Genomic DNA, 18,163 nt, shown 5'->3' on the forward strand with positions numbered 1-18,163 from the left:
TGGGGCGTGGCGCTGACGTTCGTTCAGGTTTAAGGGACCATGACAAGTCGTGTCCATACCCCCTCCATGGAGATGTGTGGGGAGCTGGAGGGGGTACAGAATCGTTTCCGTGATCGTTCCGGCCCCCTCCTCGCCGCCCGAGCCCCTCCCCTTCTTCGTCTACGGCACCCTGCGCCCCGGCGAACGCAACCACGACGTCCTCCTGCGCGGCCGCACCCGGACCGAGGAGCCGGCCCGCCTCACCGGCGCCGTGCTGTACGAGGGGCCCGGCTTCCCGTACGCGGTCGAGGAGCCGGGCGGCGTGGTGCGGGGCGAACTGGTCACCGCCCGGCCCGAGACGTACGAGGAACTGCTCTCGGTCCTGGACCGGCTGGAGGGATACGTCGCCGGGGACCCGCGCAGCCTGTACGAACGCGTCGCACGCGAGGTGGTCAGCGAGGCCGACGAGACAGCGGTACGGGCGTGGGTCTACGTGGCGGGTCCGGCCGTGGCCGCGCGGCTGCGGGCCGGCGGCCGGGTCATCGAGAGCGGCGCGTGGTCGTCCCGCCGCTGACGGGACGTCAAACGCAGCCGTCAACCCGAGCCGTCGGCTGCGGTCGTCAGCCGTCAGCCGTCAGCCGTCAGCCGTGACCCGTCAGCTGTCAGCCGTCACGGCCGTACCGCCTCCACCCGCACCGCGCACACCTTGAACTCCGGCATTCGCGAGGTCGGGTCCAGGGCCGGGTTGGTCAGCGTGTTCGCCCGGCCCTCGCCGGGCCAGTGGAAGGGCATGAACACCGTGTCCGGGCGGATGCCGGTCGTGATGCGCGCGGGCGCCACCGCACGGCCGCGCCGGGAGACGACGGCCACCGGGTCGCCCTCGGTGGCCCCCAGCCGCGCCGCGAGTCGCGGGTGCAGCTCGACGAACGGACCGGGCGCGGCGGCGTTCAGCTCGTCCACGCGCCGGGTCTGGGCGCCCGACTGGTACTGGGACACGACCCGCCCGGTGGTCAGCAGCACCGGGTACTCCTCGTCCGGTTCCTCGGCGCTCGGCCGGTGCGAGACGGGCACGAACCGGGCCCGGCCGTCCTCGGTGGCGAACCGGTCGAGGAAGAGGCGCGGCGTGCCCGGATGGACATCGGATCCGGACGCGGGAGCGGGAGCGGGAGCGGAAGGGGAGGCGGGAGCGGGGGCGGAGGAGGAGGCAGGGGCGCCGGCCGGCTCCGGCGGCGCCGGGCACGGCCAGAAGACGCCGTTCTCCTCCGCCAGCCGGCGATAGGTGATCCCCGAGTAGTCCGCGGGACCGCCCGCCGAGGCGCGGCGCAGCTCCTCGAAGACCTCCTCGGGATCGGTCGGGAAGCCCTTCTCCACGCCCAGCCGGGCGGCCAGTTCGTGCAGCACCTCCAGGTCGCTGCGGACCCCGTCGGGCGGCGTGAGAGCGCGCCGCCGCAGCAGCACCCTGCCCTCCAGGTTCGTCGTGGTGCCCGTCTCCTCCGCCCACTGCGTGACGGGCAGGACGACGTCCGCCAGCGCCGCCGTCTCCGACAGCACGACGTCGCAGACGGCCAGGAAGTCCAGCGACCTCAGCCGCTCCTCCACATGCGCGGCGCGCGGCGCCGACACCACCGGGTTGGAGCCCATCAGCAGCAGTGTGCGGATGTCCGTACCGAGCGCGTCCAGGAGTTCGTACGCGCTGCGTCCCGGCCCCGGCAGGCTGTCCGGGTCCACGCCCCACACCTCGGCCACGTGCCGCCGCGCCGCCGGGTCCGTCAGCTTGCGGTAGCCGGGCAACTGGTCGGCCTTCTGGCCGTGTTCGCGCCCGCCCTGCCCGTTGCCCTGCCCCGTCAGGCAGCCGTACCCGGACAGCGGCCGGCCCACCCGGCCGGTCGCCAGGCACAGGTTGATCCACGCGCCCACCGTGTCCGTGCCCTTGGCCTGCTGCTCGGGCCCGCGCGCGGTGAGCACCATCGCCGACTCCGGCGCGCAGAACAGCCGTACCGCCTCCCGGAGCTGCGGAACGGGCACCCCCGTGACCCGCTCCACGTACTCCGGCCAGTGCGCCATGGCCGCCGCCCGGGCCTCCTCCCAGCCGGTCGTCCGCTCCTGTATGTACGCCTCGTCGGTGCGGCCCTCGGCGACGACCAGGTGCAGCAGGCCCAGGGCCAGGGCGAGATCGGTGCCGGGCCGGGGCGCCAGATGCAGGTCGGCCTGCTCGGCGGTCTTCGTGCGACGCGGGTCGACGACGATCAGCGTGCCGCCGTTCTCGCGCAGTTCGGTGAAGTAGCGCAGCGAGGGCGGCATCGTCTCCGCCGGGTTGGAGCCGACCAGGATCACGCAGCCCGTCCGGGGGATGTCCGCGAGCGGGAACGGCAGCCCCCGGTCCAGCCCGAACGCCCGCGTCCCGGCGGCCGCCGCCGACGACATGCAGAAACGGCCGTTGTAGTCGATCTGCGAGGTGCCCAGCACCACCCGGGCGAACTTGCCCAGCGTGTACGCCTTCTCGTTGGTCAGCCCGCCCCCGCCGAACACCCCGCAGGCGTCCGGGCCGTGCTCCACGCGCGCGCGTGCCAGTGCCCCGGCGATCCGGCCCAGGGCCTCCTCCCAGCCGGCCGGCCTGAGCGTGCCGTCGCCGGAGCGCACCAGCGGGGAGGTCAGCCGCACCCGGGAGGAGAGCACCGCGTGCGCCGTACGGCCCTTGCCGCACAGCGCGCCCCGGTTCACCGGGAAGTCCGCGCGCTCGGTCACCTCCACACCCCCGCCCGGGGCGGGGGTGAGGTTCATCCCGCACTGCAGGGCGCAGTACGGGCAGTGCGTGGGCGTCGCGGAGGTCTCTTGCTGCATGCCGCTCAGCGTGCGTCGGCCGTGTTACGCGCCCGGACGGCCGCTGTTACGCGCCCGGCACGGTGACCTCGCAGCGCGGGCCCGCCCGCCGTGAGGCCGCCGTCGGCGGAGGCGATCCTCACCGGGTGGACAGGGCCCGGGCGACCCCGTGCTCCTTCGGCCCCAGAAACGTCGGGTCGGGACGGAACACCGCGTCCAGCACCGCCTTGCCCGCCGCGAACACCTCGCGGGTGCCGCCGTAGTACCAGGTGACGTCGTGCGCCTCGTCCACACCGACGCCGTAGGAGTCGACGCCCGCCGCCTCGCACAGGGCCACCGCCCTGCGGATGTGGAAGCCCTGGCTGACCAGGACCGCCCGGTCCACGCCGAAGATCCTCTTCGCGCGCACGCAGGAGTCCCAGGTGTCGAACCCGGCGTAGTCGGTGACGATCCGGGCGGCGGGCACTCCGTGCTCGGTCAGGTACGCGCGCATGGCGTCCGGCTCGTCGTAGTCCTCGCGGCTGTTGTCGCCGGTGACCAGGAGCACCTTGACCCGGCCCTCGTGGTACAGCCGCGCCGCCGCGTCCAGGCGGTGCGCCAGATACGGCGACGGCTCGCCGTCCCACAGGCCCGCGCCGAAGACCACGCCGACCTCGGCGCGCGGCGCGTCGGCCGTGGTCCGCAGCCGGTCGCCGGTCACGACGAACAGCCAGGCCGCCGGGAGCAGCGCCAGTACGCACACCGACATCACGGTCTGTACCAGCCGCCGCTGCCCGGTGCGGGTGAGCCGACACCGGCTGTAGCGGCCCTGCAGCGAGCCCCGAAAGAAGGGGGCGCGCGGCAGCCTCGGTCCGTGGATCTTCATGCCCGGCATGCCCCTAGGGACGCCGTGAGCGACGCCCCGGTTCGCCGGGGCGGGGCGGGGAGCGCGGAAGCCTGCTCACTCCGCCCCTGCCCGCCCCGTGAAATGCCGGAAAACAACCCGGTCACGGCCACGCAACGGCGCGGCAACCTCACACCGTCAGGATCTGTGCATGACGGCGGCAAACCGATCCTTGGCAGTGAGCAGGAGTGAGTCCGCGCACTGGCACGCCCCGAACGGTCTTGAGCGCACTGGTCCCCGGCGTACTCGTCCCCAGGGCGGCGACACGCATCCCGTGCGTGGTCCGATCCCGGGAGGCCGGTTCCCTCACGATCTGGCCATGTGGGCGCGGCCAGAGGCGGCGGGGAGGCCCTGGACCATCTCGCTGGTGGAGCAGGGGCCCCGCACGCCGGCACCGCACCCGGCGTCCCAGATCGCGCTGATCACGCTGCCCCGAGCCCCGCACGGCACCGCAAGCCGGGAAACTGACCATCACACGATCGAGCTGATGCAATCCGATGCGCACTTCTTGGCGAGCAGTTACCGCCCTCCTCGCGACGAGTCCCTCCACGGCCCCGGCGGGCCGCCGGCCCCCGGCGTCCGCCTCGACAGTACGGCGCACATCATGAGCAGCATCAGCACCCAGCTCGCCGGCCAGCTCAGCCTGGTGTCGCTCAGCGGCGGACGCCGGCCCGACCCGCCCGCCCTCGTCCTCGTGGCGCACGGCAGCCGCGACCCGCGCGCGCTGAGCACCGTACGGGCCCTCATGGACCGTGTCCGCGAGCTGCGCCCCCGGCTGTCCGTGCACCTGGGGCACATCGAGCTCAACGAGCCGCTGCTCCCCGACACCCTCGCCGGTCTGGGCGACACCGAAGCCGTCCTGGTGCCGCTGCTGCTCAGCCCCGGCTACCACGTCAAGCAGGACATCCCCGGGATGGCCGCCGCCGCACCGGCACGCGCACGCGTGGCCGCACCGCTCGGCCCGCACCCCCTGCTCGTGGAGACCCTGTACGCCCGTCTGGTCGAGGCCGGCTGGCCCGCCCGGACCGGGACCGACGACGCCGTGCGCCGTACGAGCGCGGTGGTGCTGGCCGCCGCCGGCTCGCGCGACCCCGACTCCGCGGCCGGCACCCGCCGCACCGCGCGGCTCCTCGCCGACCGCCTCGGCGTACCCGTCGTGCCCGCCTACGCCTCCGCCGCCCGCCCCACCGTCCCCGCCGCCCTGCGCGCCCTCGCGGCCCGGGGCCGCCACCGCGTCGCCGTCGCCTCCTGCTTCACCGCCCCCGGCCGCTTCGCCACCCAGTGCGCCGAGGCCGCCCCCTGGATCGCCTCCGCCCCGCTCGGCGACCACCCGGCGATGGCCCGGCTCGTCCTGCACCGCTACGACCGGGCCCTCGCGGCGCCGGCGACCTCGGCCCAGGACGCGCGCGTACCGGCCTGACGCGGGCGTACCGGCGGGTGGACGGCGGCGCCGCGACCGGTCTGGCGATCACCGACCGGAGCCGGACGGTGACATCCCGATTGTCGGCGGCTGCGCTTACTGTCGAGACATGGAAGGGATCGCCCCCGGGGCAGTCGAGGCAGCAGGGCCCTACGAGAACCACCTCCCGTCCGACGGTTACGAGGCGTCGGCCGTCGAGCGGTGGGCCGCGGAGCCGGACAAGCGCCCGGGCCGTACGGCGTTCCAGCGCGACCGCGCGCGCGTGCTGCACTCCGCCGCGCTCAGACGCCTGGCGGGCAAGACGCAGGTGGTCACGCCGGGCGAGCGCAGCCAGGCCTGGGACCCGAGCCCCCGCACCCGGCTCACCCACTCGCTGGAGTGCGCCCAGGTCGGCCGGGAGCTGGGCGCCGCCCTCGGCTGCGATCCCGACCTGGTGGAGGCGGCCTGCCTCTCCCACGACCTGGGCCACCCGCCGTTCGGGCACAACGGCGAGCAGGCGCTGAACGAGTTCGCGCGGGACTGCGGGGGCTTCGAGGGCAACGCCCAGTCCCTGCGCCTGCTCACCCGCATCGAGCCCAAGCGGTTCGTCCCCGACCCCGCCTCCGGCGAGCTGGTCAGCGTCGGCCTCAACCTCACCCGTGCCGCCCTCGACGCCGCCACCAAGTACCCCTGGCCGCGCGACGCCCACCCCACCGACCCGGCGTCCCCCAAGTTCGGTGTCTACGAGGACGACCGGCCGGTCTTCGACTGGCTCCGCAAGGACGCGCCCGGCACCCGCACCTGCTTCGAGGCCCAGGTCATGGACTGGTCCGACGACGTGGCGTACTCGGTGCACGACGTGGAGGACGGCCTGCACGCCGGCCACATCGACCCGGGCTGCCTCCAGGCCGAGCCCGAGCGGCAGGCGGTGTTCGCGGTCGCCGTCGGCCGCTACGTCCCCGCGGACACCGACCCCGAGGAGCTGGCCGAGGCCCTGGACCGCCTGCTGGACCAGGAGTGGTGGCCGCACGGCTACGACGGCTCGGCGGTCGCCCAGGCCCGGCTGAAGGACGCCACCAGCCAGCTCATCGGCCGCTTCTGCCTGGCGGCCGAGGGCGCCACCCGGCAGGCGTACGGCAGCGGGCGGCTGAGCCGTTACGGCGCCGAGCTGGTCGTCCCCAGAAGCACCCGAACGGAGTGCGCGGTCCTCAAGGCCGTCGCCGACCGCTACGTGATGCAGCGCGCCGAACAGGAACGGCTCCGGGCCGATCAGCGGATCGTCGTCGCCGAGCTGGCCGAGGCGCTCACCGCGCGCGCCCCGGGGGGCCTGGACCCGCAGTTCCGTGCCCTGTTCGACCAGGCTCCGGACGACCGCGCCCGCAAGCGTGTCATCGTCGACCAGATCGCCTCCCTCACCGACGCCTCGGCCCGCTCGCTCCACGCGCGTCTGAGGGGGCGCGCATGACACTGACAGCGCGCTTACGGACGTCCGTGATACCGGTGATACCGGTGTGACAACAGTTGGTTCCAGAGGTGATCCAAAGGCCCTGACCAGGCCCCCAGGTGACCCTCCGTGGCCTGATCGGGCCACTCCCTCTTCCCGCATCACGCTCCGTGCGGGACGCTCGCATGTGGCGGCACCCTGACGAGGAGGCAACAAGTGGTCGACGCGGATCAGACATTCGTCATCGTCGGAGGGGGTCTGGCCGGCGCCAAGGCGGCCGAGACCCTCCGCGCGGAGGGCTTCAGCGGCCGCGTCATCCTCATCTGTGACGAGCGCGACCACCCCTACGAGCGCCCACCGTTGTCCAAGGGCTACCTGCTGGGCAAGGAGGAACGCGACACGGTCTTCGTGCACGAACCGGCGTGGTACGCGCAGAACGACATCGAGCTGCACCTCGGCCAGACGGTCGACGCCATCGACCGCGCCGCCAAGACCGTCCACTTCGGTGACGACGGCACCCACGTCCGCTACGACAAGCTGCTGCTGGCCACCGGCGCCGAGCCGCGCCGCCTGGACATCCCGGGCACCGACCTCGCCGGCGTCCACCATCTGCGCCGCCTCGCGCACGCCGAGCGGCTCAAGGGCGTCCTGACCCACCTCGGCCGGGACAACGGCCACATCGTGATCGCCGGCGCCGGCTGGATCGGCCTGGAGGTCGCGGCGGCGGCCCGCGAGTACGGCGCGGAGGTCACCGTCGTCGAACCGTCCGCCACCCCGCTGCACCACGTCCTCGGCCCCGAGCTCGGTCAGATCTTCACCGAGCTGCACCGCGAGCACGGCGTCCGCTTCCACTTCGGTGCCGTGCTGACCGAGATCGTCGGCCAGGACGGCATGGTGCTGGCCGCCCGCACCGACGACGGCGAGGAGCACCCCTGCCACGACGTGCTCGCCGCGATCGGCGCCGCGCCGCGGGTCGCCCTCGCCGAGGCGGCGGGCCTGGAGCTGGCCGACCGCGCCCACGGCGGCGGCATCGCGGTCGACGAGCGGCTGCGCACCTCCGACCCGGACATCCACGCCGCCGGTGACGCGGCGTCCTTCCCGCACCCCCTGTTCGACACCCGGCTGCGCGTCGAGCACTGGGCCAACGCCCTCAACGGCGGCCCGGCCGCCGCCCGCGCCATGCTCGGCCAGGACGTCACCTACGACCGCGTGCCCTACTTCTTCTCCGACCAGTACGACCTGGGCATGGAGTACAGCGGCTGGGCGCCGCCGGGCTCGTACGACCAGGTGATGATCCGGGGCGACGCCGGAAAGCGCGAGTTCATCGCGTTCTGGGTGAAGGAGGGCCGGGTGCTGGCCGGGATGAACGTCAACGTGTGGGACGTCACGGACCCGATCCAGCACCTGATTCGTACGAAGGCACAGGTGGACACGGAGGCGCTGGCGGACCCGCATGTGCCGCTGGACACCCTGGCCTCGTAGCGGGGCGGGAGTGTCCGGCCTCCCCGTGCTGCGATTCCCGGGGGGCCTGCGTCCCACAGCCGCTGCACGGCGGGCCGGACCCCCGGCCGGGGAGCGGCTCGCCCCAGGAGTGTCGGTCCGGCCCCGTAGAATTCACGCGTGGCAGGACGGATCAACGACGAGGACGTGAAGGCGGTACGGGACGCGGTCCCGATCGACGCCGTGGTGTCCGAGTACCTCCAGCTGCGCAACGCGGGCGGAGGCAACCTCAAGGGTCTCTGCCCCTTCCATGACGAGAAGTCGCCGTCCTTCCAGGTCAGCCCGAGCAAGGGACTCTTCCACTGCTTCGGCTGCCAGGAGGGCGGCGACACCATCACCTTCGTGATGAAGGTCGACCACCTCTCCTTCTCGGAGGCGGTCGAGCGGCTGGCCGCCCAGGCCGGCATCACCCTGCGCTACGAGGAGGGCGGGTACAACCCCGCCCACCAGCGCGGCGAGCGCATCCGCCTGGTCGAGGCCCACAAGCTGGCCGCCGACTTCTACGCCGAGCAGCTCGCCGGCTCCGCCGAGGCCGAGACCGGCCGGGTCTTCCTGGCCGAACGCGGCTTCGACCAGGCCGCCGCCGTCCACTTCGGCGTCGGCTACAGCCCCCAGGGCTGGGACCACCTCACCCGCTTCCTGCGCGGCAAGGGCTTCACCGACAAGGAGCTGATCCTCTCCGGTCTGGCCCAGGAGGGCCGCCGCGGCCCCATCGACCGCTTCCGCGGCCGGCTGATGTGGCCGATCCGGGACATCGGCGGCGAGGTCGTCGGCTTCGGCGCCCGCAAGCTCTACGAGGCGGACAACGGCCCCAAGTACCTCAACACCCCCGAGACGCCGATCTACAAGAAGTCCCAGGTCCTGTACGGCATCGACCTGGCGAAGAAGGAGATCGCGAAGACCTCCCGCGCGGTCGTCGTCGAGGGCTACACCGACGTCATGGCGTGCCATCTCGCCGGAGTGACGACCGCCATCGCCACCTGTGGCACGGCCTTCGGCGGCGAGCACATCAAGATTCTGCGCCGGCTGCTGATGGACAACGGCTCGGCCCGCGTGATCTTCACCTTCGACGGCGACGCGGCCGGCCAGAAGGCGGCCCTGCGCGCCTTCGAGGACGACCAGAAGTTCGCCGCCGAGACCTACATCGCCATCGCGCCCGACGGCATGGACCCCTGCGACCTGCGCCTGGCCAAGGGCGACGAGGCGGTGGCGGACCTCGTCGAACCGCGCACCCCGCTCTTCGAGTTCGCGCTGCGCCAGATCGTGGCCCGCTACGACCTGAACACGCCGGCCGGCCGCGCCGCCGCCCTGGACGAGGCCGCGCCGGTCGTCGCCCGGATCAAGAACAGCGGCGCCCAGCACGAGGTGGCCGTCCAGCTCGCCGGCCTGCTCGGCATCCTGGACACGCAGTTCGTGGTCAGGCGGGTGGCCCAACTGGCCCGCTGGGCCCGGGAGCGCGGCGGCCGCGGTCCCGCGCCGGAGCGGCAGCAGCGGGGACCGCAGCAGACGTATGCCGCCGCGCCCGCCCACCCCACCGCCTCCCGCGGCCCGGCGCTCAACCTCCGCAACCCCGTCTACGCCACCGAACGGGAGCTGCTGAAGCTGGCGTTGCAGCGCCCCGAACTGGTCTCCCCGGCCTTTGACGCCTACGGGGTGGACGAGTTCACCGCCCCGCCGTACGCGGCCGTACGGCAGACGATCCTGGACGCGGGCGGCGCGGAGTACGGCGTGCAGGACCCGCAGGAGTACCTGGTCCGCGTCCGCGAGGCCGCCCCCGACGACACGGTCCGCGCCATGGTCACGGAACTCGCGGTCGAGGCGATCCTGCTTCGCCGGGAGGTCGACGAGGCCTACGTCGGCGCCCAGCTGGTCACCGTCCGCCGCCGCGCGGTCGAACGCCGCATCCGCGACCTCCAGAGCACGGTCGCCCGCCTCGGCAACGGCGGCGACCCGGCCCAGCTGGCGGCGGTGCAGAACGAGTTGTGGGTGCTCCAGCAGTACGACCAGGCGCTGCGGGAGCGAGGGGCGGCGGCGCTGTGAGGGCTGCTCCGGCTACTCCTCGGAGGAGTGTCCGGGCGGGGTGATCCCGAGGTGGTCGGTGATCGCCTTGAGATGCTCCATCATTGCCACCTGGCCGGACACCAGGGCACCGAGGACCTTGCTGTGCTCCTCCAGCGTCCTGCCGTGTTCGATCTGCGTCTCCCGCGGTGCCCGGATCACCTGCATATCCGAGCGCCGCTGCACTTGCAGAGCGGCCACTTGCAGAGCGGCCACGTCCCGATCGGAGCCCACGGCCAGGTTCTGCGTCGTGGTCTGCTGCTCACGACGGCGTTCACCTGAGCCTCCAGCGCTTCCAGACGGCGCCGCGGCTCCTCGATCTCTCCCATGTGGATCCTGCCCGAAGTCGGTGGGTTCCAGTGTCCCCGTCCATCAATCCGATGGTCGGACGACCTGAGTAACCGACCGGTCACGGACCGGACGCAAAAAGTCACCGCACGCCCCTCGTGGCGGCGATGTGTCGTACCCCACACTGGGTCCGGTGCCTGAGTCCTCGGAGCGCGGCCGATCCGTCCCCCACGGGTCCTACATCCCCGCGGTTCCGCTCATCGCGTACGGGACGGACAGCGGCGTGGCCGCCGACTCCGCCCCCCGAGTACCGCTGCCGCACAGTTCAGCAGCGATCATCCTGGAGGTCGCCCCCGTGCAGACCCAGACCCTCACCCAGACCGACATCCCCGCCGATGTCCCCCCCGACCTCGTCATCGCGGCGGCCGTGCCCCCGCAGGACCGGGTCGCGCACCACCCCGAGGCGGAGCCGGCGCCGCCCGAGCCGGAGGAACCCCCGGCCGGCGCGCTGGAGAGCGACGCGCCCGAACCCGTCGAACCGGCCGCTCCCGCCCGCCCCGAGACCGGCGGGCCCTCCTCCGACCTGTTCCGGCAGTACCTGCGGGAGATCGGGCGGATTCCGCTGCTCACCGCCGCCGAGGAGGTGGAGCTGGCCCGGCGGGTCGAGGCCGGGCTGTTCGCCGAGGAGAAGCTGAGCAACACCCCGGACCTGGACAGCCGGCTCGCCGGCGATCTGGACCGGCTGGTCGTCATGGGGCGGGTGGCCAAGCGCCGGCTCATCGAGGCCAACCTGCGGCTCGTGGTGTCCGTGGCGAAGCGTTACGTCGGCCGCGGGCTCACCATGCTGGACCTCGTGCAGGAGGGGAATCTCGGGCTGATCCGGGCCGTGGAGAAGTTCGACTACGCCCGCGGCTACAAGTTCTCCACCTACGCCACCTGGTGGATCCGCCAGGCCATGTCCCGGGCCCTGGCCGACCAGGCCCGCACCATCCGCGTGCCCGTGCACGTCGTGGAGCTCATCAACCGGGTCGTACGCGTCCAGCGGCGGATGCTCCAGGAGCTCGGCTACGAGCCGACGGCCGAGGAGGTCGCCGCCCAGCTCGAACTGCCGCCCGAGCGGGTCGGCGAGGTGCTGCGGCTGGCCCAGGAGCCCGTCTCGCTGCACGCCCCGGTCGGCGAGGAGGAGGACGTCGCCCTCGGCGACCTGATCGAGGACGGCGACGCCGCCTCCCCCGTGGAGTCGGCGGCGTTCCTGCTGCTGCGCGAACACCTGGAGGCCGTGCTGTCGACACTGGGGGAGCGGGAGCGGAAGGTCGTCCAGCTCAGGTACGGGCTCGTGGACGGCCGCCCGCGCACCCTGGAGGAGATAGGGCGCCTCTTCGGCGTCACGCGCGAGCGGATCCGGCAGATAGAGTCCAAGACCCTCAACAAGCTCCGCGACCACGCCTTCGCCGACCAGCTGCGCGGCTACCTGGACTGACGAGGGGCCGCTCACCGCGGTGTCGACCGGATCGACCCGAAGCGAGCGGCCCCCGACGCGTGGCCCGGACGGTCAGTCGACCTCCGCCACCGCCTGCGCGAACTGCGCCTTGTACAGCCGTGCGTAGGCCCCGTCGGCGTCCAGCAGGTCGGTGTGCGAACCCTGTTCGACGATCGACCCGTTCTCCATGACCAGGATCGTGTCCGCGTCCCGGATGGTCGACAGCCGGTGCGCGATGACGAACGACGTCCTGCCGTGCTGGAGTTTGGCCATCGCCTTCTGGATCAGCACCTCGGTACGGGTGTCGACCGAGCTCGTCGCCTCGTCCAGGACCAGGATGACCGGGTCGGACAGGAACGCCCGCGCGATGGTGATGAGCTGCTTCTCACCGGCGCTGACCCCGGAGCCCTCGTCGTCGATGACCGTGTCGTAGCCGTCGGGGAGGGTGCGGATGAAGCGGTCCGCGTGCGCGGCCCGCGCCGCCTCCTCGATCTCACCCCGGGTGACCTCGCCCTCCCGTCGCCCGCCACCACCCTGACCGAGTGCGCTTCGCGCACCCCCTTCAACTCCAGCGCCGTAGGCGATGTTCTCCGCGATGGTGCCGCCGAACAGCCAGGTGTCCTGGAGCACCATGCCGATGCCGGAGCGCAGTTCGTCCCGGGACATCCGGGAGATGTCCACGCCGTCGAGCGTGATCCGCCCGCCGGTGACGTCGTAGAACCGCATCAGCAGGTTGACCAGCGTGGTCTTGCCCGCGCCGGTCGGGCCGACGATCGCCACCGTGTGGCCCGGCTCCACCGTGAGCGACAGGTCCTCGATGAGCGGCTTCTCGGGGTCGTAGCGGAAGGAGACGTGCTCCAGCGCGACCCGCCCGCGCAGCTCCTCCGGCCGCACGCCCGGCACCGGATCGGCCTCCTGCTCCTCGGCGTCCAGGAGCTCGAAGATCCGCTCGGCCGAGGCGACGCCGGACTGCACCAGGTTCGCCATCGACGCGACCTGGGTCAGCGGCATCGAGAACTGCCGCGAGTACTGGATGAAGGCCTGCACGTCACCGATGGACAGCGAGCCCGAGGCGACCCTGAGACCGCCGACGACCGCCACCAGCACGTAGTTCAGGTTCGACACGAACATCATCAGCGGCTGCATGACGCCGCTGTTGAACTGCGCCTTGAACCCGGCCTCGTACAGTGCCTCGTTCTGCTCGGCGAACTGCTTGGCCGACTCCTCCTGCCGCCCGAACACCTTCACCAGCGTGTGTCCGGTGTACATCTCCTCGATGTGCGCGTTGAGCTTGCCGGTGGAGCGCCACTGCTGCACGAAGTGCGGCTGCGACCGCTTGCCCACCCGGGTGGCCACCACGAACGACAGCGGCACGGTCACCAGCGCGACCAGCGCCAGCAGCCAGGAGACGTAGAACATCATCACCAGCACGCCGATGATGGTCAGCACCGAGTTGATGAGCTGGCCCATCGACTGCTGGAGCGTCTGCCCGATGTTGTCGATGTCGTTGGTGGCGCGGGAGAGCACCTCGCCGCGCTGGCGCTTGTCGAAGTACGACAGCGGCAGACGCGACAGCTTGCCCTGCACGTCCTCGCGCATGCGGAACATGGTCCGGTTCACCGCGCGGTTCACCAGCCGCGTCGCCACCGCCATCAGCAGGCCGGCGACCAGGAACGTGCCGAGCGCCAGCAGCAGGACCTCGCCGACGGCACCGAAGTCGATGCCCTTGCCCGGGGTGAAGTCGGTGCCCTTCAGCATGTCGGCGACCGAGCCCTGCCCGCGTTCGCGCATGGAGTGCAGGACCTGGTCCTTGGTCACGCCGGACGGCATCTGCCGTCCGATGATCCCGGCGAACACCAGGTCGGTGGCCCGGCCGAGGATCTTCGGCCCGATCACGCTGAGCCCGACGCTCAGGACCACGCACAGCACGAGCGTGACGATCGTCACCCGTTCGGGCCGGAACCGGGAGACGAGCCGCTTGCCCGACTTCTTGAAGTCCATCGAGCGGCTGTCGGGTCCGCCGCCGGCCATCATCCGCCCCATGGGCCCGGCCATCAGGCAGCCTCCGCTTCGGTGAGCTGGGAGAGCACGATCTCCCGGTAGGTCTCGTTGTCGGCCATCAGTTCGTGGTGGCGGCCGGTGCCGACGACACGTCCCTCGTCCAGGACCACGATCCGGTCGGCGTCGCGGATGGTCGCCACCCGCTGGGCGACGATGACGACGGTCGCCTCGGCCGTCTCCCGCGCCAGCGCCGCCCGCAGGGCCGCGTCGGTGGCGTAGTCGAGGGCGGAGAAGGAGTCGTCGAACAGGTAGATCTCGGGCCGCTGCACGAGCGTACGGGCGATGGCCAGGCGCTGGCGCTGACCACCCGAGACATTGGTGCCGCCCTGCGCGATCGGCGCGTTCAGCCCGCCCTCCAGCTTCGAGACGAAGTCCTTGGCCTGCGCCACCTCCAGCGCGTGCCACAACTCCTCCTCGGTGGCGTCCGGGTTGCCGTAGCGCAGGTTGGTGGCGACCGTGCCGGCGAACAGGTACGGCTTCTGCGGAACCATGCCCACCGTCTTCGCCAGCAGCTCGGCGTCCAGGGTCCGTACGTCCACGCCGTCGACGAGGACCTCGCCGTCGGTGGCGTCGGACAGGCGCGGCACCAGGCCCAGCAGGGTGGACTTGCCGCTGCCGGTGGAGCCGATGACGGCGGTCACCTCGCCGGGGCGGGCCACCAGGTCCACGGCCTTCAGCACGGGCTCCTCGGCACCCGGGTAGCGGAAGCCGGCCTGACGGATCTCCAGATGCCCGTGCCGGCGCAGCTCCCGCACGGGCGCGAGCGGCGGCACGACGCTGGACTCGGTGCCCAGCACCTCCTGGATGCGCTCGGCACACACCTCCGCGCGCGGCACCATCATGAACATGAACGTGGCCATCATCACGGACATCACGATCTGCATCAGATAGGCCAGGAACGCGGTCAGGTCACCGATCTGCATGCCGCCGCTGTCGATGCGGTGCGCACCGAACCACACCACGGCGATGGACGACAGGTTCACCACCGTCATCACCATCGGGAACATCAGCGCCAGCAGCCGGCCGGTGGCCAGCGCCATGTCCGTCAGGTCCGCGTTGGCCTTGCCGAAGCGTTCCTTCTCGTACTCGTCACGGACGAAGGCGCGGATCACGCGGTTGCCGCCGATCTGCTCGCGCAGTACCCGGTTCACCGTGTCCAGGCGGGTCTGCATGGACCGGAACAGCGGGCGCAGCCGGCGCACGATCAGGGTCACGCAGATGGCCAGCACCGGTACCACGGCGACCAGGACGCCCGACAGCGGCACGTCCAGGCCGAGGGCCAGCACCACACCGCCCACGCACATGATGGGTGCCGACACCATCAGGGTGAACGTCATCAGGGCCAGCGTCTGCACCTGCTGGACGTCGTTGGTCGTACGCGTGATGAGCGAGGGCGCCCCGAAGTGCCCCACCTCACGCGACGAGAACGACTGCACGCGGTCGAAGACGGACGCGCGCACGTCCCGGCCGAGCGCGGAGGCGGTCCGGGCGCCGTAGTAGACGGCCCCGATGTTGCACACGACCTGCGCCAGCGAGATGCCGATCATCACGGCACCGAACGTCAGGATGTACCCCGTGTCACCCTTGACGACACCGTTGTCGATGATGTGGGCGTTCAGTGTGGGCAGGTAGAGGGTGGCGCAGGTCTGCAGGAACTGCAGCAGCACCAGTACGGCCAGTGGTTTCTTGTAGGGCCTGAGATAGGTCCGCAGAAGTCTTATGAGCACGCTGGGTCTCTCGGAGTCGGCGGTCGGGGGCGGTCGATGTCCCCTGGCCCCTATCGTCGAACACTCCACCCGCGTTACCTCAACTGATTAAGCCGACAGCGGTCCACCGACCGACGCGCCGTCAGCCGGTGGACCTACTCCGTGCGGGTGGCGTAGGGGAATTCAGGGGGCATTACGGGCGAAACGCCCCCGGATGGGTCTGTTCGCGCACCGACACGTACTGCTGGCGCACCGCCTGGCCCACCGCCAGTTCCTCGCCGGGCTCCAGGATCTGGGCGACGGCGCCCTGCCAGCGCGGCGGAGTGCGCGGGTCGAGAGTGCCCTGGGACACGCCGAGCGCCCACGCGGCCTGCCGGGCGGCGCCGATCGCGGCGTAGTCCGCGGGCTGCGGGACCACGACCTGCGCGCCGAACAGCGGGGGCGCCACGGCCTGTACGGCGGGCAGCTCGGCGGCCGGTCCGAGCAGGAAGACGCGCCGCACCTCCACGCCCCGCCCGCGCAGCACGTCCAGCGCGTCCGCGAGCCCGCACAGCATGCCCTCGAACGCGGCCCGCGCCAGGTGCTCCGGCTTCATCGACTCGCGCCGAAGGCCCGCCAGCGTCCCCGCCGTGTGCGGCAGGTTCGGGGTCCGCTCGCCCTCCAGGTACGGCAGGAGGACCAGCCCGTGCGCGCCCGGCGTCGACTTCATCGCCAGGTCGGACAGGCCCTCGAGATCGGGCAGCCCCAGCAGCTCGGCGGTGCCGCGCAGCGCCCGTACGGCGTTCAGGGTGGTGACGACGGGCAGGTGCATGCCGGTGGCGTCGGCGAGCGAGGTGATCATCCCGCTCTGGTCCACCAGCGCCTCGGGGTGGACGGCCATCACCGAGCCGGAGGCGCCCAGCGAGACCACCGCGTCACCGAGACCCAGACCGAGCCCGAAGGCGGCGGCCATGGTCTCCCCGGTGCCGGCCGAGATCAGCAGCCCCTCGGGTGTCGTACCGGCGGCCTCCGCCGGGCCGATCACCTCCGGCAGTGCGGCGTGGTGACCGAGGGCCAGCTCCACCAGGTCGGGCCGGTAGGCGCCGGTGGCCGCCGACCAGTAGCCGGTGCCGGAGGCGCCCCCGCGGTCGGTGGTCCGCCGTACCGGCCGGCCGAGCAGCTGCCACACCAGCCAGTCGTGCGCCTGCAGCAGCAGGGCGACACGCCGGGCGGCGTCGGATTCGGTCTTGGCGAGCCAGCGCAGCTTGGTCACGGGCTGCGCGGCCTGCGGAACGCATCCCACGGCCTGCGCCCAGGCCTCCCGCCCGCCGAGCGCGTCGATCAGGTCGGCCGCGGCGACCTGGGCCCGCCGGTCGCCGCCGACCAGTGCGGGCCGCACGGTGGCACCCTGCCCGTCCAGCGGGACCAGCGCGTTCTGCTGGGCCGAGACGCCGATGGCCTGCACGCCCTCCAGCAGCCCGCCGCCCGCGGCCTCCCCCAGCGAGAGCAGCCACGCCTGCGGATCGACGTCGGCAGGGCGGCCTCCGCCCTCGGGGCTCTCCACCGGATGCGGCGCGTAGCCCTGCCTGAGCACGGCCCCGGTGTCCGTGTCGCAGACTACGATGCGAGTGAAATCGGGTGAACTGTCCAACCCGGCGACTATCCCCATGACCGAAATTCTGCCGCACCGGAGCGCTTGCTCGGGTCGTGGGCGCCGGATCGCTACGTGTTGCTGGTGCCCCAGTCGTCCGTGCCGCCGGTGCCCCGCTCGCGCAGGGAGCGCACGCGCCGGGCGACCGAGTCGGGCATCCGGTCGCCGACCCTCTCGCTCACCGCGTGGTACGCCCGGCCCGCGAACTGGCGGCCCTGCTGCGCCGCGCTCTCGGCGGTGTTGCGCACCGCCGGGTTCTGCGCGACCTGCCGCGCGGACTTCCTCAGCTGCTCGTAGCGCTCACGTCCCGCCCTCGTGCCCAGTACGTAACCGACAGCCAGTCCTGCGATGAACACGAGCCGGTAGCGCATGGTGGCCACCCTTTCTTGCCTCGACGTCGTTGCCGGAGGGAACCGATTGGCGGAGCACCCCCCTGCTTGCGCTAATGTATGTGTCGCAGCGAGCGAGCGCCCCCTGGCCAATACCCAGGTAGGCACGTTCGATGCAACGAGGCATTCCTCCGTAGCTCAATTGGCAGAGCAGCCGGCTGTTAACCGGCAGGTTACTGGTTCGAGTCCAGTCGGGGGAGCTCGGTCCTCCGTAGCTCAATTGGCAGAGCAGCCGGCTGTTAACCGGCAGGTTACTGGTTCGAGTCCAGTCGGGGGAGCATGCTGAACGAGGACCCTTCGGGGTCCTTTTTCATGCCCGCTTTCCTGCCCGCCTTCTCGCCGTGAGCCTCGCCATGGGCTTCCCGGCCTCCCGCCGGCTTCCCAGCGATCCGTCCCGTCCCGGGGGAACCGCCCCGTCCCGGGGGAACCGTCGCGGCCCCGGCGGAGTCCTCAAGGTCGTGAAGACCATCAAGGTCATGAAGGGCCGCGGTAAGCCGACCATGGCGAAGCAGGAGATCGTATGAGC

General features: G+C 72.1%; 14 protein-coding genes and 2 tRNA genes. 9 read left to right on the forward strand and 7 right to left on the reverse strand.

Going from position 1 to position 18,163, the window contains the following annotated elements:
• Nucleotides 1-109: 109 nt before the first annotated feature.
• Entirely contained in the window at nucleotides 110-553 is a 444-nt protein-coding gene (locus tag R2S09_RS06450; protein WP_306187015.1) for a gamma-glutamylcyclotransferase family protein, read from the forward strand.
• A 95-nt stretch (nucleotides 554-648) separates the two neighbouring features.
• On the opposite strand, the gene R2S09_RS06455 is transcribed toward R2S09_RS06450, so the two are convergent.
• Both R2S09_RS06455 and R2S09_RS06460 read right to left on the reverse strand, forming a co-directional pair.
• Complete coding sequence (locus R2S09_RS06455; RefSeq protein ID WP_306187013.1) at nucleotides 649-2,820, reverse strand: molybdopterin oxidoreductase family protein; 2,172 nt, start codon at nucleotides 2,818-2,820, stop codon at nucleotides 649-651.
• A 118-nt stretch (nucleotides 2,821-2,938) separates the two neighbouring features.
• Nucleotides 2,939-3,664, reverse strand: coding sequence for a vancomycin high temperature exclusion protein (locus R2S09_RS06460; RefSeq protein ID WP_372337678.1), 726 nt, complete (start codon nucleotides 3,662-3,664; stop codon nucleotides 2,939-2,941).
• A 622-nt stretch (nucleotides 3,665-4,286) separates the two neighbouring features.
• Here R2S09_RS06460 and R2S09_RS06465 point away from each other — a divergent pair.
• From R2S09_RS06465 to dnaG, 4 genes are all read left to right on the forward strand, one after another.
• Nucleotides 4,287-5,102, forward strand: a complete 816-nt coding sequence (locus tag R2S09_RS06465) for a sirohydrochlorin chelatase (RefSeq protein WP_306187009.1) — start codon at nucleotides 4,287-4,289, stop codon at nucleotides 5,100-5,102.
• Between the two features lie 109 nt (nucleotides 5,103-5,211).
• Nucleotides 5,212-6,546 carry a deoxyguanosinetriphosphate triphosphohydrolase gene (locus tag R2S09_RS06470; protein ID WP_316740107.1) on the forward strand — a complete coding sequence of 445 codons (1,335 nt, stop codon included), beginning with the start codon at nucleotides 5,212-5,214 and terminating at the stop codon, nucleotides 6,544-6,546.
• Nucleotides 6,547-6,741: 195 nt separating this feature from the next.
• Nucleotides 6,742-8,007, forward strand: coding sequence for an NAD(P)/FAD-dependent oxidoreductase (locus R2S09_RS06475; RefSeq protein WP_306187006.1), 1,266 nt, complete (start codon nucleotides 6,742-6,744; stop codon nucleotides 8,005-8,007).
• 138 nt (nucleotides 8,008-8,145) lie between these two features.
• Complete coding sequence (gene dnaG / locus R2S09_RS06480; protein WP_306187004.1) at nucleotides 8,146-10,065, forward strand: DNA primase; 1,920 nt, start codon at nucleotides 8,146-8,148, stop codon at nucleotides 10,063-10,065.
• 12 nt (nucleotides 10,066-10,077) lie between these two features.
• Here the strand turns inward: dnaG and R2S09_RS06485 are convergent, their stop codons facing one another.
• Nucleotides 10,078-10,299 carry a hypothetical protein gene (locus R2S09_RS06485; protein WP_316740108.1) on the reverse strand — a complete coding sequence of 74 codons (222 nt, stop codon included), beginning with the start codon at nucleotides 10,297-10,299 and terminating at the stop codon, nucleotides 10,078-10,080.
• Nucleotides 10,300-10,564: 265 nt separating this feature from the next.
• On the opposite strand from R2S09_RS06485, the gene R2S09_RS06490 reads away from it, so the two are divergent.
• A complete protein-coding gene (locus tag R2S09_RS06490) occupies nucleotides 10,565-11,851 on the forward strand; it encodes an RNA polymerase sigma factor (RefSeq protein WP_316740109.1) in 1,287 nt (428 codons plus the stop codon).
• A gap of 72 nt (nucleotides 11,852-11,923) precedes the next feature.
• Here the strand turns inward: R2S09_RS06490 and R2S09_RS06495 are convergent, their stop codons facing one another.
• The 4 genes from R2S09_RS06495 to R2S09_RS06510 form a co-directional block, all read right to left on the reverse strand.
• Nucleotides 11,924-13,906: an ABC transporter ATP-binding protein gene (locus R2S09_RS06495; RefSeq protein ID WP_306186999.1), complete on the reverse strand. Its 1,983-nt coding sequence runs from the start codon at nucleotides 13,904-13,906 to the stop codon at nucleotides 11,924-11,926.
• The gene (locus R2S09_RS06500) at nucleotides 13,906-15,639 is read right to left on the reverse strand and encodes an ABC transporter ATP-binding protein (protein ID WP_316740110.1); all 1,734 of its coding nucleotides are present in this window, start codon (nucleotides 15,637-15,639) and stop codon (nucleotides 13,906-13,908) included. Before R2S09_RS06500 ends, R2S09_RS06495 begins: the two co-directional genes overlap by 1 nt.
• Nucleotides 15,640-15,811: 172 nt before the next feature.
• Complete coding sequence (locus R2S09_RS06505; RefSeq protein ID WP_316740111.1) at nucleotides 15,812-17,266, reverse strand: FGGY family carbohydrate kinase; 1,455 nt, start codon at nucleotides 17,264-17,266, stop codon at nucleotides 15,812-15,814.
• 53 nt (nucleotides 17,267-17,319) lie between these two features.
• Entirely contained in the window at nucleotides 17,320-17,619 is a 300-nt protein-coding gene (locus R2S09_RS06510; protein ID WP_306186994.1) for a YtxH domain-containing protein, read from the reverse strand.
• A 145-nt stretch (nucleotides 17,620-17,764) separates the two neighbouring features.
• Here R2S09_RS06510 and R2S09_RS06515 point away from each other — a divergent pair.
• The 3 genes from R2S09_RS06515 (at nucleotide 17,765) to R2S09_RS06525 (ending at nucleotide 18,161) form a co-directional block, all read left to right on the forward strand.
• Nucleotides 17,765-17,837 (forward strand) — tRNA-Asn (locus R2S09_RS06515).
• 5 nt (nucleotides 17,838-17,842) lie between these two features.
• Nucleotides 17,843-17,915, forward strand: a tRNA-Asn gene (locus tag R2S09_RS06520).
• A gap of 63 nt (nucleotides 17,916-17,978) precedes the next feature.
• Nucleotides 17,979-18,161 (forward strand): hypothetical protein, encoded by a 183-nt coding sequence (locus tag R2S09_RS06525; RefSeq protein WP_316740112.1) that lies wholly within the window; start codon nucleotides 17,979-17,981, stop codon nucleotides 18,159-18,161.
• Nucleotides 18,162-18,163: the final 2 nt, after the last annotated feature.

This window comes from Streptomyces sp. MK7 (assembly GCF_032658145.1).
In the GTDB taxonomy this organism is placed as follows: Bacteria; Actinomycetota; Actinomycetes; order Streptomycetales; family Streptomycetaceae; genus Streptomyces; species Streptomyces spiralis.